General features: G+C 63.5%; 17 protein-coding genes. 10 read left to right on the forward strand and 7 right to left on the reverse strand.

Going from position 1 to position 14,124, the window contains the following annotated elements:
• Window positions 1–26 precede the first annotated feature (26 nt).
• Window positions 27–620, reverse strand: a complete 594-nt coding sequence (locus tag J4E63_RS04850) for a nitroreductase family protein (protein WP_103310569.1) — start codon at window positions 618–620, stop codon at window positions 27–29.
• 160 nt (window positions 621–780) lie between these two features.
• On the opposite strand from J4E63_RS04850, the gene J4E63_RS04855 reads away from it, so the two are divergent.
• Together J4E63_RS04855 and J4E63_RS04860 are read left to right on the forward strand one after the other, a co-directional pair.
• Window positions 781–1,230 carry a YcgN family cysteine cluster protein gene (locus tag J4E63_RS04855; protein WP_060738739.1) on the forward strand — a complete coding sequence of 150 codons (450 nt, stop codon included), beginning with the start codon at window positions 781–783 and terminating at the stop codon, window positions 1,228–1,230.
• Between the two features lie 32 nt (window positions 1,231–1,262).
• Entirely contained in the window at window positions 1,263–2,492 is a 1,230-nt protein-coding gene (locus tag J4E63_RS04860) for a hypothetical protein (RefSeq protein ID WP_207281252.1), read from the forward strand.
• 105 nt (window positions 2,493–2,597) lie between these two features.
• Here J4E63_RS04860 and J4E63_RS04865 read toward each other — a convergent pair whose 3' ends face one another.
• The 4 genes from J4E63_RS04865 to J4E63_RS04880 form a co-directional block, all read right to left on the reverse strand.
• Window positions 2,598–2,975 (reverse strand): DUF2892 domain-containing protein, encoded by a 378-nt coding sequence (locus J4E63_RS04865; RefSeq protein WP_207281253.1) that lies wholly within the window; start codon window positions 2,973–2,975, stop codon window positions 2,598–2,600.
• A 76-nt stretch (window positions 2,976–3,051) separates the two neighbouring features.
• A complete protein-coding gene (locus J4E63_RS04870) occupies window positions 3,052–3,522 on the reverse strand; it encodes an RNA methyltransferase (protein WP_003198862.1) in 471 nt (156 codons plus the stop codon).
• Between the two features lie 183 nt (window positions 3,523–3,705).
• Complete coding sequence (locus J4E63_RS04875; protein WP_003184246.1) at window positions 3,706–4,080, reverse strand: YajD family HNH nuclease; 375 nt, start codon at window positions 4,078–4,080, stop codon at window positions 3,706–3,708.
• 49 nt (window positions 4,081–4,129) lie between these two features.
• Window positions 4,130–4,816 (reverse strand): spermidine synthase, encoded by a 687-nt coding sequence (locus tag J4E63_RS04880; RefSeq protein WP_207281254.1) that lies wholly within the window; start codon window positions 4,814–4,816, stop codon window positions 4,130–4,132.
• Window positions 4,817–4,888: 72 nt separating this feature from the next.
• Between J4E63_RS04880 and J4E63_RS30745 the strand changes: the two genes are divergently transcribed.
• Complete coding sequence (locus J4E63_RS30745; RefSeq protein ID WP_046062927.1) at window positions 4,889–5,176, forward strand: hypothetical protein; 288 nt, start codon at window positions 4,889–4,891, stop codon at window positions 5,174–5,176.
• A 131-nt stretch (window positions 5,177–5,307) separates the two neighbouring features.
• Here J4E63_RS30745 and J4E63_RS04890 read toward each other — a convergent pair whose 3' ends face one another.
• Together J4E63_RS04890 and J4E63_RS04895 are read right to left on the reverse strand one after the other, a co-directional pair.
• Entirely contained in the window at window positions 5,308–5,781 is a 474-nt protein-coding gene (locus tag J4E63_RS04890; protein WP_207281256.1) for a cyclic nucleotide-binding domain-containing protein, read from the reverse strand.
• 205 nt (window positions 5,782–5,986) lie between these two features.
• A complete protein-coding gene (locus J4E63_RS04895; protein WP_207281257.1) occupies window positions 5,987–8,041 on the reverse strand; it encodes a S9 family peptidase in 2,055 nt (684 codons plus the stop codon).
• A 135-nt stretch (window positions 8,042–8,176) separates the two neighbouring features.
• Between J4E63_RS04895 and J4E63_RS04900 the strand changes: the two genes are divergently transcribed.
• The 7 genes from J4E63_RS04900 to J4E63_RS04930 all read left to right on the forward strand — a co-directional run bounded on the left by J4E63_RS04900 (window position 8,177) and on the right by J4E63_RS04930 (window position 14,073).
• Window positions 8,177–8,674, forward strand: a complete 498-nt coding sequence (locus J4E63_RS04900) for an MFS transporter (RefSeq protein ID WP_207281258.1) — start codon at window positions 8,177–8,179, stop codon at window positions 8,672–8,674.
• 32 nt (window positions 8,675–8,706) lie between these two features.
• On the forward strand, window positions 8,707–9,483 hold the full coding sequence (locus J4E63_RS04905; RefSeq protein ID WP_053120116.1) for a class II glutamine amidotransferase: 777 nt from the start codon (window positions 8,707–8,709) through the stop codon (window positions 9,481–9,483).
• Between the two features lie 12 nt (window positions 9,484–9,495).
• Window positions 9,496–10,038, forward strand: coding sequence for a DUF2937 family protein (locus tag J4E63_RS04910; RefSeq protein WP_192263410.1), 543 nt, complete (start codon window positions 9,496–9,498; stop codon window positions 10,036–10,038).
• A 313-nt stretch (window positions 10,039–10,351) separates the two neighbouring features.
• Window positions 10,352–11,638, forward strand: a complete 1,287-nt coding sequence (locus J4E63_RS04915; protein WP_060738732.1) for an MFS transporter — start codon at window positions 10,352–10,354, stop codon at window positions 11,636–11,638.
• Window positions 11,639–11,702: 64 nt separating this feature from the next.
• Complete coding sequence (locus tag J4E63_RS04920) at window positions 11,703–12,455, forward strand: 5-oxoprolinase subunit PxpA (protein ID WP_092476028.1); 753 nt, start codon at window positions 11,703–11,705, stop codon at window positions 12,453–12,455.
• On the forward strand, window positions 12,452–13,156 hold the full coding sequence (pxpB, locus tag J4E63_RS04925) for a 5-oxoprolinase subunit PxpB (protein WP_207281259.1): 705 nt from the start codon (window positions 12,452–12,454) through the stop codon (window positions 13,154–13,156). The genes J4E63_RS04920 and pxpB overlap by 4 nt, the downstream gene beginning before the upstream one ends.
• Window positions 13,153–14,073, forward strand: coding sequence for a biotin-dependent carboxyltransferase family protein (locus J4E63_RS04930; RefSeq protein WP_207281260.1), 921 nt, complete (start codon window positions 13,153–13,155; stop codon window positions 14,071–14,073). The genes pxpB and J4E63_RS04930 overlap by 4 nt, the downstream gene beginning before the upstream one ends.
• The last annotated feature ends 51 nt before the right edge of the window (window positions 14,074–14,124 follow it).

The raw sequence follows: 14,124 nt of genomic DNA on the forward strand, positions 1-14,124 counted from the left end.
GGATCTTCAGCGGTCACAAAATAGGGTTACAGGGTGAAGTCGCCTTCTGCCACCAGTTCGCTCAATGGCCGGCGCGGGCTTGGGACTTCGCGGGCCTGGAGGTATTCGGCCAGGGTCGATTTGTCCCCCAGCTTGCCAATCGCCACGGCGGCGTGCAGGGCGTAGCCTTCCGGGATCTTCAGTTCCTTGCGGGTCAGTTCCTGGTCGAAACCGGCCATGCCATGGGTGTGCCAGCCGCTGAGGCTGGCTTGCAACGCCAGGTGGCCCCAGGCCGCGCCGGTGTCGAAGGTGTGGGTCTGCGCCGGGGTTTCCTCGGTGGCACCGGGCACCGCGAAAGTGGTTTTCGAGACGACGATCACCAACGCCGAGGCGTGTTGGGCCCAGCCGCGGTTGAACTCGTTGAGCAAACCCAGGAAACGCTGCCAATTCGGCGTGTCGCGCCGTGCGTACAGGAAGCGCCAGGGTTGTGAGTTGTAGGCCGAAGGGGCCCAGCGAGCGGCTTCGAAGAAGCTCAGCAAGGTTTCTTCGGTAATGCTTTCACCGGTAAACGCGCGGGGCGACCAGCGTTCGATGAACTGAGGGTGGATCGCGTAATCGGCAATGCGGGAATTGGCGCTCATGGGCTCACCTGGCTCGAGTTTTGGAAAGACAATGCAGCAAGCTACGTCCCGCTGCCCGGCCTGACAAGCCCCTGCCTACCGACAGTCGCCAATGCTTGGCCTGAGGAGGTCCCGGCACTAGACTGTCGGCCTTTCACCACCTGATGTTGATGCTTGAGCCATGGCCGCCAAAGTCGAACCGTTCTGGATACGCAAAACCCTCGATCAGCTCGATACACAGGAGTGGGAATCGCTGTGCGACGGCTGTGGCCTGTGCTGCCTGCAAAAGCTCGAAGACGAAGACGACAACAGCGTCTACTACACACGCATCGCCTGCAAACTGCTGGACCTGAAAACCTGCCAGTGCACCGACTACCCTAATCGCCGTGAGTTCGTGCCCGATTGCATCCAGCTCACGCCGGGCAAGGCCGATGAGTTCAAATGGCTGCCGCCCACCTGCGGTTATCGGCTGGTCAGCGAAGGCAAGGACTTGCCGTTGTGGCACCACCTGGTCTGCGGTGATCGAGAGGCCGTGCACCACGAACGCATTTCCCAGTCCGGGCGCATGCTGGCCGAAGGCAGCGTGCCGGAAGACGATTGGGAAGATCATCTGATTTTCCGCGCCGGCTGAACCACCGGGCGGCGCACCACCAGGGAGAACCCATGGCTGCAGGATTGAAACGGATGCTGGCAGCCGGGCTGCTGGCGGTGTGCGGGCCGCTGTGGGCGGCGCAGAAAGTCGACCTGGATTATCACGTGCACCTGTTGCCACAGAGCGATCAGGCCGAGGTGCGCCTGACCCTGGCCCGGGGGGCGGCGGTGCGCAGCCTGGATTTCGACCTCGGCGACGGCAGCCGCTACAGCGATTTCAAGGCCGACGGCCAATGGCAGCTCACCCCCGGCAAGGAGGCGCGTGGCGTCTGGCGTCCGGCCGCCGACAAGGCTAGCCTGAGCTACCGTGTGCGCATCAGCCATGCCCGCAAGAACGCCACCTTCGAAACCCGCATGACCCCGACGTGGGCGTTGCTGCGCGGCGACGATCTGGTGCCGGCGGCCAAGCTCGACCAGCAGGATGGCGTCGAACTGGTGGCCCGTCTTGAGGTGGAATTGCCCGACGGCTGGAAAAGCATCGAGACCCCCTGGCCGCGTATCGGCAAACAACGTTTTCGCATCGACAATCCCTCGCGCTTGTTCGACCGCCCCACCGGCTGGATGCTCGCCGGCAAACTGGGCAGCCGCCGCACACGCCTGGGCGAAACCGAAGTGACGGTGGCCTCGCCCCAGGGCCAGGGCATGCGCCGGATGGATGTGCTGACACTGCTGACGTTCGTCTGGCCGCAGGTACAGGCGTTGGTGCCGCGTCATCCGGCCAAGTTGCTGATCGTCGGCGCCGGCGATCCGCTGTGGCGTGGTGCCCAGGCCGGCCATGACTCGATTTACCTGCACAGTCGTCCGCCGCTGGTCAGCGAGCGGGGCAGCAGCCCGTTGTTGCGGGAGCTGGTGCAGGCGCTGGCGCGGGTCAATGATCAGGATCGTAGCGACTGGATCAGTGAGGGGCTGACCGAGTACTACGCTATTGAACTGCTACGCCGCGCCAGCGGCCTGAGTGATGAGCGCTACCAGACCTTGAACGACCGGCTCGCCCGCGAGAGCAAGGGTGTCACCACCTTGCGCGGCGAGCAGATCGGCCCGGCGGCGGTGGCCAAGGCGGTGTTGCTGTTGCAGGAACTGGACCGCGAGATTCGCCTGAAAACCCGCAACAAGCGTTCGCTGGATGATGTGTTGCAGGGGGCGATGCGCTTGGAAACGGTCGATACCCAGGAGTTTGTGCAGCTCAGTGAGAGCGTTCTGGGTGGGGCCTCTACTGTGCTGGATAGCCGGTTACTTCAGTGACACCGCTTTCGCGAGCAAGCTCGCTCCCACATTGGATTTTCGGCGTTCACAAAACCTGTGGGAGCGAGCTTGCTCGCGATGAGGCCATCAGCAGCGCTGCAAAAATCAGAGCCCAGCCTTCGGCGAAACCAGCGAATCATTCCCCGTCACCGTAGCCGTGCCAGTCGCCGCCTCGGCATTGGCCTTCAAACGACTCAGTTCTTCACCGGCCTCCTCGATACGGGTGCGGGCGCTGTGCAGATTCTGGCGATTCTTCTCCAGCAGGCTCTTGGCCGAGCAATGCCCGGTGATCCCTCGCGCCAGCGCCAGGCCACCGATCGCCAGTTGAGCCAGGCCGATCACCCCGCCACGACGCAAGCCCTTGCCCATCATCAGCACACCGCCGGCCAGCGAGCCAATGCGTTCCCAGCCGTGCACGTTTTGTGGCGGATGGGATTGGAAAGGGGTGCTCTCGATGGGCTCGAACGGATTGTTATCGCTCATGATCTGTCTCCGGTATGGGGTTGGTATAAAACTGACTGCCCGAGCGATTGCCTTGTTCAATCGAGTTTTGCACCGATCAGCGGAATTGCGGCCCCGAACGGGTGTTGTTGCCTTTGGCCATGCGGTCGTACAGCACGACGTTGACGGTGGCGGCCAGGTTCATGCAGCCGGTGGTGGGGATGTACACCACGTCCTCGCACCAATCGCGGATGTCCTTGTCCAGCGAGCCGTCCTCCGGGCCGAAAATGTACAGCGCCCGGTCCGGGTGGGTGTATTCGGGCAGGGGGCGAGCGCCTTCCACCAGTTCCACAGCCACTGGCACACAGCCCAGGGGCAGGATTTTCTTCAGGTCGTCGATACCGATCAGCGGGATGTCGTAGTGGACTTTCTTGGTGTCGGTGACGAAGTCGGCGGCGCGCTCATAGCGCTTGCCGGTGTAGAACACCGACGCCACGCCGTAGCAGCCGGCGGCACGCATGACCGAACCGACGTTTTCCGGTGACTTGGGGTTGAACAGACCGATGCAGCTATAGCGTTTGTTGGCCACGGGCGGGGTGCCTTTGGGGAAAAGGCGCGATTATACGGGGAATGGGGGAGGGTGGTCAGGTTCGAGATGGGTGGTGTTTGTTTGATCGCCATCGCGAGCAAGCTCGCTCCCACATTGGATTTTCGGCGTTCACAAAACCTGTGGGAGCGAGCTTGCTCGCGATGGCGGCCTGACAGGCTGTAATTACTCGTCTTTCTTCATCAACCCGGCCAGAGCGGCGAAGGGGTTGTGGGTCGCCTTGGCGATTTTCGGGGTGCTCAGGGAACCGTCGCCGAAGTATTGCTGGTCGGTGTAGCGCGAGTGCTCGTTATCGTGGCAGTACAGGCACAGCAGTTCCCAGTTGGAACCGTCCTGGGGGTTGTTGTCGTGGTTGTGGTCGCGGTGGTGAACGGTCAGTTCGCTCAGGCGCTTGCCGGAAAACTCACGGGCGCAGCGGCCACAGACATGGGGGTACATTTTCAGGGCTTTGTCGCGGTAGCCCATCTCCCGGTCGCGCTGAGCATCGGCGAGGATGCGGTCCAGCTTGGCGGTGTTGGACGGTGGCGTTGACGAACTCATGGGTTCACCTTTGTAAATAAAGACTGATGACGGTTGGGCACAGTTTAGCTTAGCCCTTGAGTTTCTCGGCAATCCAGATGGTGTGGCGGGTGCCTTTGTTGCCGTGGGCGAACACTTGCACTTCTTCGGCCTTGAAGCCGGCCTTCTTCAGCTTGTCGGAAAACTGCCGGTCAGCGCTGGCCGACCACACTGCCAATATGCCCTTGGGCCGCAAGGCCTTGGCGCAGGCAGCCAGGCCACCGGCCGAATACAGCCAGCTATTGGCTTTCTGGGTCAGGCCTTCCGGGCCGTTGTCGACGTCCAGCATGATCGCGTCGAAACCCTGGGGTTCGGCTTGCAGCACCTTGGCCACGTCTTCCATGCGGATCACTGTGCGCGGGTCTGCCAGCGGTCGCCCGGCCTTTTCACCCAAGGGGCCACGGTTCCACTCCACCACCCCGGGCACCAGTTCGGCCACCACCACTTCGGCGGTCTTGCCCAGGTGCTTGAGGGCCGAGGCGAGGGTGAAGCCCATGCCGAGGCCGCCGATCAGCACGCGCGAGCCAGGACGACCGGCGACCTTGCGGCAAGGAATCTCTGCCAGGGCGTCTTCGGAACCGTGCATGCGGGTGTTCATCAACTGCCCGCCGTCGCCGCCCTGGATCTTGATGACGAAATCTTCGCCGTACTCGAACAGGCACAGGGCACCGCCGTTATCAGGGATGGGTGTGGTGTCGAGCAGAACGAAACGTTTCATGGAGATCTCGTAGGAGGGCAAACCGCGCGGTAACGACTAGCCTTAAAGCAGACAATAGCCACGGAGCCATTGATGAAGTGCATCATTCTAACGGCCATTGCCCTGGCGGCGCTCTCAATAAGTTGCGCCCAGGCTCAACAACCGACGATTCCGGTCAACCCGCCCAGCATCCCCGGGTCGCCGGGCACCGCCACCCCCATGCCGTATCCGCCGGTCACGCCCAACGGGGTCCCCAAGGCGGGCACCGGAAGCGGCGGGCCGCCCTTGCTGCCGCCCATTGAAATGCCCAAGCCGCCCAAGGACCAGCCGATACCGGGCATGGAGCCGAAGCCGGTGAAGGCCAAGTCGCCGGGGGGGTAAATCGACAAGACGACGCAATAACCTGTGGGAGCGAGCTTGCTCGCGATAGCGGTGTGTCAGTCGACTTCAATGCTGGCTGATCCGCCGCCATCGCGAGCAAGCTCGCTCCCACAGGTATTGTGGTCTGGCTGTCAGACCTGCTGCGACAACAACTGCCCGTCGGCCATGCGCAGGCGCTTGGACAGGGAGACGGCGAGGGCGCGGATGATCTTGGCGGCGATCTTGGGGGCGTCGTTGAGCATTTTTTCCAGGGAATCCTTGCCCAGGTTCAGCAACTGGCAATCACTGGCGGCGATGCAACTGGCCGAGCGCCGTTCGCCATCGAGCACGGCCATTTCACCGAAGGCCCGACCGCTGCGCAGCGTGGCGATGGTCACGGGTTGGCCGTCGGGACCGGTTTTCTGCACGGCCACCTGGCCGGTGTGGATGATGCACATGAAGCTGCCTGCATCGCCCTCGTGGAAAATCGCTTCGCCCGCGGCGATGGCGCTGATGCTGAAATAGCCCGACGCCGCGGCGAAGTCGACGGGCAGCAACTGGTCGAACAGACCGCAGTCCATCAGCCAGTCGCGAATTTCTTTGTTCAGTAAGGTCGGTTCTGACATGTCGGCACGGTCTTTTTCTTGTGGCTGCTACGGGTTTGGATTGAAGAAGAACCCTGGTGGGAGCGAGCTTGCTCGCGATAGCGATGTGTCAGTCAACATCAATACTGACTGATCCGACGCCATCGCGAGCAAGCTCGCTCCCACAATTATTTGATCTGGGATGCCCAGCGCATGGAGCTAAGACCCGGCCATCCCACAGAGTTCCTCAACCCAACCCCAAAACCTTCAAGACAAATGCATATTCGAGCGCTACGTCACGCAATCCCTGGTAACGCCCGCTCATTCCGCCGTGGCCGGCGCCCAGTTCGGTCTTGAGCAGCAGGGGGTTGTCGTCGGTCTTGGTGGCGCGCAATTTCGCCACCCACTTGGCCGCTTCCCAGTACTGCACGCGACTGTCGTTGTAACCGGCGATCACCAGCAGCGCCGGGTACGCCAGGGCGCGGACGTTTTCGTACGGGGCGTAGGCCCGGATCCGATCATAAACGTCCGGCTCCTCAGGATTGCCCCATTCGTCGTATTCGGTGACGGTCAGCGGCAGGTCCGGGTCGAGCATGGTGTTGAGCACATCGACGAACGGCACCTCGGCAATCGCGACCTTGAACAGCTCCGGGCGTTGATTGAGCACTGCGCCGATCAGCAGGCCACCGGCGCTGCCGCCGCTGATCGCCAGTTGTTCGGCGGTGGTGAAGCCGTTGGCGATCAAATGCTCGGCACAGGCGATGAAATCGCCGAACGTGTTGTGCTTGTGTTCCTGTTTGCCGGCGCGATACCAGGCTTCCCCCAGCTCGCCGCCGCCCCGCACATGGGCGATGGCAAACGCCACGCCGCGGTCGAGCAGGCTCAGCCGCGCATGGGAAAACCATGGATCGAGGCTTTCGCCGTAAGCGCCGTAGCCGTACAGGTACAGCGGCACCGGCCGGCCGAGGGCCTCGCGCTTGACCACCAGGCTGATGGGCACCTGGGTGCCGTCCGCTGCCGTCGCCCAGAGCCGCTGGCTGACGTAGGCATCGGCATCGAACGGGCCCAGCACCGGGGTCTGCTTGAGTACGACCTGTTCGCCGCTGGCCAGGTCCAACTGACGGATCTGTGCCGGACGGTTCAGGGCCTCGTAACGCAGGCGGATGCGATCGCTGACGAATTCCAGGCTGTTCTGCACATGCAGGCTGTAGGCCGCGTCCGGCAACTGCACCCGATACGCCGGCAAGTCCTGGGGATGCACCTCGATGATCGGCAGGCCGCCCTCACGCAGGCTCAAGGTCATGGCCCTGGCGTTCAGGCTCAGGCCGTCGATCATCACCGTATCGCTGTGGGGGATCAGGTTCTGCCAGTCGGCCTCGGTCGGCGCCACGCCAGTGTCGGCGGCCTGGTACAGGGCGAAGTTGATCCCGTCGCGGTTGCTGCGGATCAACCAGGTCCATTGGCCATTGAGCAGGCCGTGGTCGACGTCGTATTCGTGGTTTTCCAGGCGTGGCGCCAGGCAGGTGAAGGGTTGTTGCGGTTGCGCGGCGTCCAGTACCCAGACTTCGCTGGTGGTCTTGCTGCCCAGGGACAGGATCAGTTGCTTTTCCGAGCTCGAACGATAGCAATGCAGGAAGAAACGCCCGTCCGGCTCATGGAACACTTCTTCGGCGGCAGTTCCGTCCAGGCGATAGCGCCAGAGTTTGTGGGGGCGATGGGTGTCGTCCAGTTCACCAAAAAACAGCGTCAGGCTGTCGTTGGCCCAGGTCATGCTGCCGTCGCAATTGTCGAAGGACAGTTCACTGATCTTGTCGTTGGACAGTTCCTTCACGAACAGGGTGTAGATCTCGTCGCCCGTGGTATCCAGGCTGTAGGCCAGGCGCTGGTGGTCGGGGCTGATGCTGAAGGCGCCCAGGGCAAAGAATTCGCCGCCGGCCAGCGCGTTCGGGTCCAGCAGCAGTTGTTCGCGGCTTTCGTCCACGCTCAGGCTGTCGTCGGCCGGGCGTGGGCAGCGGTAGTGACGCGGGTATTCGTCACCGGCCGTGGTGCGGGTGTAATACAGGTACGGGCCCCAGGGCGAGGGCAGTGACAGGTCGGTCTCGAGGATCCGGCCCTTGATTTCCTGGAACAGGGTTTCGCGCAGTTCGGCCTGATCGGCGAGTTGCGCCTCCTGATAGCTGTTTTCCGCCTTGAGGTAGTCGAGCACGGCGTCGGTGTCGCGCTCCTGCAGCCAGGCGTACGGGTCAACACCGGCGTCCCTGCGGGCAATCGGGGCGTTGGAAACGTGGGCAGATAGGGACATGAAAGGCTCTCGAACGTTGTACGAAAAGGGACACGCGGCCTGGACAGAACCCACCACACAGGCCATTCGCCAGACGCCGGGGCAGCCTGACGCGCGAAAAGCCGTTACTATAAGCGTCTCTTTGCCTGCCTTGCCATGGACACCATGACCGAGAATGACTATCTGATCGCCTGGGGCCTCTACGCCTTCGCTGCCCTGGGCTGCCTGTTGGTGTGGATGCGCATGACCCGCTGGATGTGGCGCTGGTTGCGCGAACCGCTGCGCTTGCTGATGGCGGTGTTGCTGTTCAGCCCCACCATCGTCGACCCGGTGAAGGACAAAGTCGCCCCGGCCTTGGCCATTGTCGCCCTGGATATCCTGTTCAAGGTCGGCAACAACGTCTGGCGGGCGGCGTCCGATCTGCTCATGTACGGCATGATCGCCTTCGGCCTCTACCTGGTGATCGTGCTGATCCGCTTCCCCATCGAGCGCGCCGCCAACGCGCGCAAGGAACGGGCTGCCGCCGCCAAAGCCGCCGCCGCGGCCGATGAGCCAGAGGACGAACCACCGTTCGGTGTGGCCGGTGATGACCGCTACGGTCGCCCGCCGGTGCCGAGCAACCCCCAGCGTTCGCGTATCGAACCGCGCCTGTAAGCAGGCCTGCCCCTTGAAGCGAGAGTTCGAGCATGTGTGAGTTACTGGGCATGAGCGCCAATGTGCCGACCGACATCGTGTTCAGCTTCACCGGGCTGATGCAGCGCGGTGGCAAGACCGGGCCGCACCGGGACGGGTGGGGCATCGCCTTCTATGAAGGTCGTGGCCTGCGCCTGTTCCAGGACCCGGCCGCCAGCAGCGAATCGGAGGTGGCGAATCTGGTGCAACGCTATCCGATCAAGAGCGAAGTGGTGATCGGGCATATTCGCCAGGCCAACGTCGGCAAAGTCTGCCTGTCCAACACCCACCCGTTCGTGCGTGAGTTGTGGGGCCGCAACTGGTGTTTTGCCCACAACGGTCAGCTTGCCGATTTCCAACCGGGCGTGAGTTTCTACCGCCCGGTGGGCGACACCGACAGCGAAGCGGCCTTCTGCGATCTGCTCAATCGCGTGCGCCAGGCCTTCCCGGAGCCGGTGGAGGTAGAACAACTGCTGCCGTCGTTGATCGAGGCCTGCACCGAATACCGCAGCAAAGGCGTGTTCAACTGCCTGCTCAGCGATGGCGACTGGCTGTTCTGCTATTGCTCGACCAAACTGGCCCAGATCACCCGTCGCGCGCCGTTCGGCCCGGCGCGGCTCAAGGACGTGGATGTGATTGTCGATTTCCAGGCGGAAACCACGCCCAACGACGTGGTCACGGTGATCGCCACCGAGCCCTTGACCGAAAACGAAACCTGGACCCGCTACGAACCGGGCCAATGGAGCCTGTGGCGACGCGGCGAATGCGTCAGCCACGGCCGGACCGAATAAGGACGTCACGCTATGTTGCTCAGTTATCTACGGCTGGTGTTGTTCGCGGTGGGCCTGTTGGTTGGGGTCCAGGTGCCGGGCTTCATCAATGATTACGCCAAGCGGGTCGAGGCTCACCTGATCGAGGCGCAGACCGGCCTGCAAGGTTTCCAGGGCACCGCCAACCAGTTCTTCAAGGGCGACATGCAGGCCCTGGTGGCCCATTACCGCGCCAGCGAGGACCCGATCTTTCGCAGCGATGCCGACAGCCTGAACACCTTGCTCGTGCGCCAACAGGCCCTGGACAAGCAATTCCAGGCCATGCAGGGCCCGTGGTACATCCGCCTGCTGCAAGTGGCCCTGGCCGCCGATCCGGACATTCGCAAGGAAACCTGGAACGGCTACAGCTACCAGATCCTGCTGACCCCCGAGGCCATGGTCTGGGGCATCAGCGGCGCGATGTTGCTGTCGTTCGGCCTGGAATGCCTGTTCCGCCTGATCGACTGGGTGGTGTTGGGCGGCAAGCGCTTGCGTCAGAGCCGGCCGATTGAAGAGCGGGACCTGCGAGGGCTGTAAAGCCGCAGCCGGCTTCTGTGGCGAGGGAGCTTGCTCCCGCTGGTCTGCGCAGCAGACCCAAACCTGCTGGATAACATCAACCTGACACTGCGCGGTGCCTGGTTTTGGGACCGCTGCGCGGTCCAGCGGGAGCAAGCTCCCTCGCCACAAGCGTGTTCAGCCAGGCCAATCGATGCACCCAATCAAATTTTTCTTATGACCCAGCCAAGGTTTTATTCGTTGGACGGGATCGGCCGCGCGCTCAAGAATCGGGGCAACGGTCTCCACGTCAGCGTCGTCGAGACTCACAACAATAAAACCGTGGAGAACCCCCATGAGTGCACCCGACACGCTCGGCGTCCCCCAACCCCAGGCCCGTTCTGGCCCGTTCGATTGGTATCGCAACATCAACCAGCAGGAACGTCGCACCTTCTGGAGCTGCAAGATCGGCTACGCCCTGGACGGCATGGACACCCAGATGCTCAGTTTCGTGGTGCCGACCCTGATCGCGATGTGGGGCATCACCACCGGCCAGGCAGGCCTGATCCACACCAGTACTTTGATCGCCTCGGCCATTGGCGGCTGGGTGGCGGGCATTCTCTCCGACCGGATCGGTCGGGTGCGCACCCTGCAACTGACGGTGCTGTGGTTTGCCTTCTTCACCTTCCTGTGCGGCTTTGCCCAGAACTACGAACAACTGTTGATCGCTCGCACATTGATGGGTTTCGGCTTTGGCGGCGAATGGACTGCCGGTGCGGTGTTGATGGGCGAGGTGATCCGTGCCAAGGACCGCGGCAAGGCGGTGGGCATGGTGCAATCGGGCTGGGCGCTGGGCTGGGGCATGACGGCGATCCTGTATGCGCTGCTGTTCTCGGTGCTGCCGCCGGAAGACGCCTGGCGCGCACTGTTCATCCTCGGCATCGTACCGGCAGTGTTCGTGATTTTCGTCCGCCGACTGGTCAAGGATCCGGAAGTCTATAACCAGACCAAGGCCCGGCTGACGCCGGAAAACCCAGCGAAGTTCTACGAGATTTTTGCCCCCGGCATTCTCTTCACCACCCTTCGCGCCTCGTTGCTGACCACCGGTGCCCTGGGCGGTTACTACGCCATCACGTCCTGGCTGCCGACGTTCCTGAAAAATGAGCGCGGCTTGAGTGTATTGAGCACCGGCGGCTACCTGGCGATGGTGATCGTGGGTTCCTACGTGGGCTATGTCATCAGTGCGTACCTGTCGGACATCCTGGGGCGCAAAAAGAACTTCGTCTTGTACGCCGTCGGCTCCTTCACCATCGTCCTGCTGTACACCCAGGTGCCGGTGAGCAATAACGTGATGCTCTGGCTGGGCTTCCCCTTGGGGTTCTTCGCGTCGGGCATGTTCAGCGGCATGGGCTCGTTCCTCACCGAACTGTTTCCTACGCGCATTCGTGGTTCGGGCCAAGGTTTCTGCTACAACATTGGCCGGGCGGTGGCGGCATTGTTCCCGCTGTTGATCGGTATTCTGAGCCAGAAGGTGCCGCTGAGCGTGGGTATCGGGGCGTTCGCAGCGGTGTCCTATGGCGTGGTGATCCTGGCGGCCCTGAGCCTGCCGGAAACCCAAGGCAAGCAGTTGGAAGCCGAGTAACTGATAACCTGTGGGGCACGTGCCCCACAGTTAAACAAAGAAAGAATCTACAGGAGCGTTCACCGTGAACCGCCTGCTATTGAACTGCGACATTGGCGAAAGCTTCGGCAGCTGGACCATGGGTCTGGACGCCGAGGTGATGCCCTTCATCGATTGCGCCAACATCGCCTGCGGCTTCCACGCCGGCGACCCGAGCATCATGCGCAAGACCGTCAGCCTGGCCCTGAGCCACGGCGTGCGGATCGGCGCGCACCCGGCCTATCAAGACCTGGCGGGCTTCGGCCGCCGTTCCATGGCCTATGGCGCCCAGGAATTGCAGGACTTGCTGCATTACCAGATCGGCGCCCTCGACGGCATCTGCCGGGCCCAGGGCGGGCGGGTCAGCTACGTCAAGCCCCACGGTGCGATGTACAACGACATGATGGCCAACCCGGCGCAACTGCGCGCGGTGATCCAGGCTGTCGCGGCCTATGATCGGCAACTGCCGCTGATGCTCATGGCGACCCGGGACAACAGCGCCGCCCAGGCCTTGGGCGACGAGTACGGCCTGACCCTGTGGTTCGAAGCCTTTGCCGATCGCGCCTACGACAGTGCCGGCCGCCTGGTTTCGCGGCAAGCGCCGGGCGCGGTGCATCACGATCCCGAGGTCATTATCGGGCAGGCCCTGACCATTGCCCGCGGCGATGCCTTGACCGCCAGTGATGGCAGCGCCTTGCACCTGAAGGCCAATACCTTGTGCGTGCACGGTGACAACGCCAGCTCCGTGGCGGCCGTGCAACGCATCCGCGAAGCCCTGGACCGGCAGCGTGCGCCATGAAACCACGCTTGGAAGTGGTGGCGGTGGACTGCCTGATGGTGCGCCTGTTCGACGAGATCGCCGAGGCCAACATGCCCTGGATGCTCTCCGCCAGCGAGCGCCTGCGAGCGGTGTTTGCCGAACACCTGATCGATCTGGTGCCGTCCTACACCACCTTGATGGTGCACTACGACTTGCTCGCCCTGGACCCGGCCCAGGCCCGCGCATTGATCGGCGAGGCGCTGCATGACCTCTCTCCGGATGCCCAGTCCGCCGGCCAATGCCACGTGCTGCCGGTGTGGTACGACCTTCGCGTCGGGCCGGAACTGGCGCTGCTGGCGAGCCGCAGCGGCTTGACGGTCGCCCAGGTGATCCGTCGCCACAGCGAACGCGAGTACCAGGTGTTTGCCCTGGGCTTCGCGCCCGGCTTCGCCTTCATGGGGCTGGTGGACGAAGCATTGGCTGCACCGCGCCTCGACACGCCACGCAAGCGCGTGGCCGCGGGCAGTGTCGGCATCGCCGAGCGCCAGACCGCGGCGTATCCGGTGGTGTCGCCCGGCGGCTGGAACCTGATCGGTCGCACCCCGGCCAAACTGTTTGATCGTGAGCGCGACGGCTACAGCCTGATGCAGCCGGGGGACACGGTGCGTTTTGCCCCCGTGGACCACGCCGAATTCATCGCGTTGGGTGGCGACGATACACCGCTGGAGGCCCAGGCATGAGCCGGTTGTTGATCGAGGCCAGCACACCGCTGTGCCTGTTGCAGGACGCCGGCCGTTTCGGTGTGAGGCACCTGGGCGTGACCCAGGGCGGGGCGGCGGACTGGCTGTCGATGGCCTGGGCCAATTGGATGCTCGGCAATGGCCTGGACGCGGCGGTGGTGGAGATTACCCTTGGCGGCTTTACCGTGGTGGCCGAAGAGGATTGCGTGCTGGCGCTGGCCGGGGCGGACCTGGGCGCGCGAATAGACGGCCAGGGCGTGGCGTCGTGGCGCTTCTTCAGCCTGCGCAAGGGCCAGGTGCTGGCGCTCACCCAGCCGGTGCTCGGTGCCCGGGCCTACCTGGCAGCCCCTGGCGGTTTCAACGCGCCTGCGGTGCTGGGCAGCCGGGCGACGGTGGTGCGCGAGGAACTGGGTGGCCTGGATGGACGGGGGCGGGCGCTGAGTCGCGGCGCGCACTTGAGCTATTCAGGCACGGCGACGCCGCGGCCCATGCCGTACACGCGGATTCCGGATTTCCAGCAAGCGCAGCCGCTGGACCTGATCCTGGGGGCGCAGAATGGCGCGTTTAGCGGACAGAGCCTGTTCGACGCGTTCAACGCCCCGTGGACGCTGGACAGTCGCGCCGACCGCATGGGCATGCGCTTGCTGGGCACGGCGCTGGAGTATCAGGGGGTGGCGATGATTTCCGAAGGTATCCCCCTGGGCGCTGTGCAGGTGCCGCCGGACGGCCAGCCGATCGTGCTGCTCAATGACCGGCAAACCATCGGTGGTTATCCACGCCTGGGCGCCTTGACCCCATTGGCCCTGGCCCGGCTGGCGCAATGCTTGCCGGGGGCACAGGTGCGGTTGCGGCCGGTGGTGCAGGAGGTTGCGCATCGGCAGCAGGTGGAGTGTTTGCGTAGTTTTCTCGACCGCTAAAAGCATCGCGAGCAAGCTCGCTCCCACAGGGGTCTTATGTACGACGAAGAT

The organism is Pseudomonas sp. FW300-N2F2 (assembly GCF_017351655.1).
GTDB classification, from domain to species: domain Bacteria; phylum Pseudomonadota; class Gammaproteobacteria; order Pseudomonadales; family Pseudomonadaceae; genus Aquipseudomonas; species Aquipseudomonas fluorescens_AA.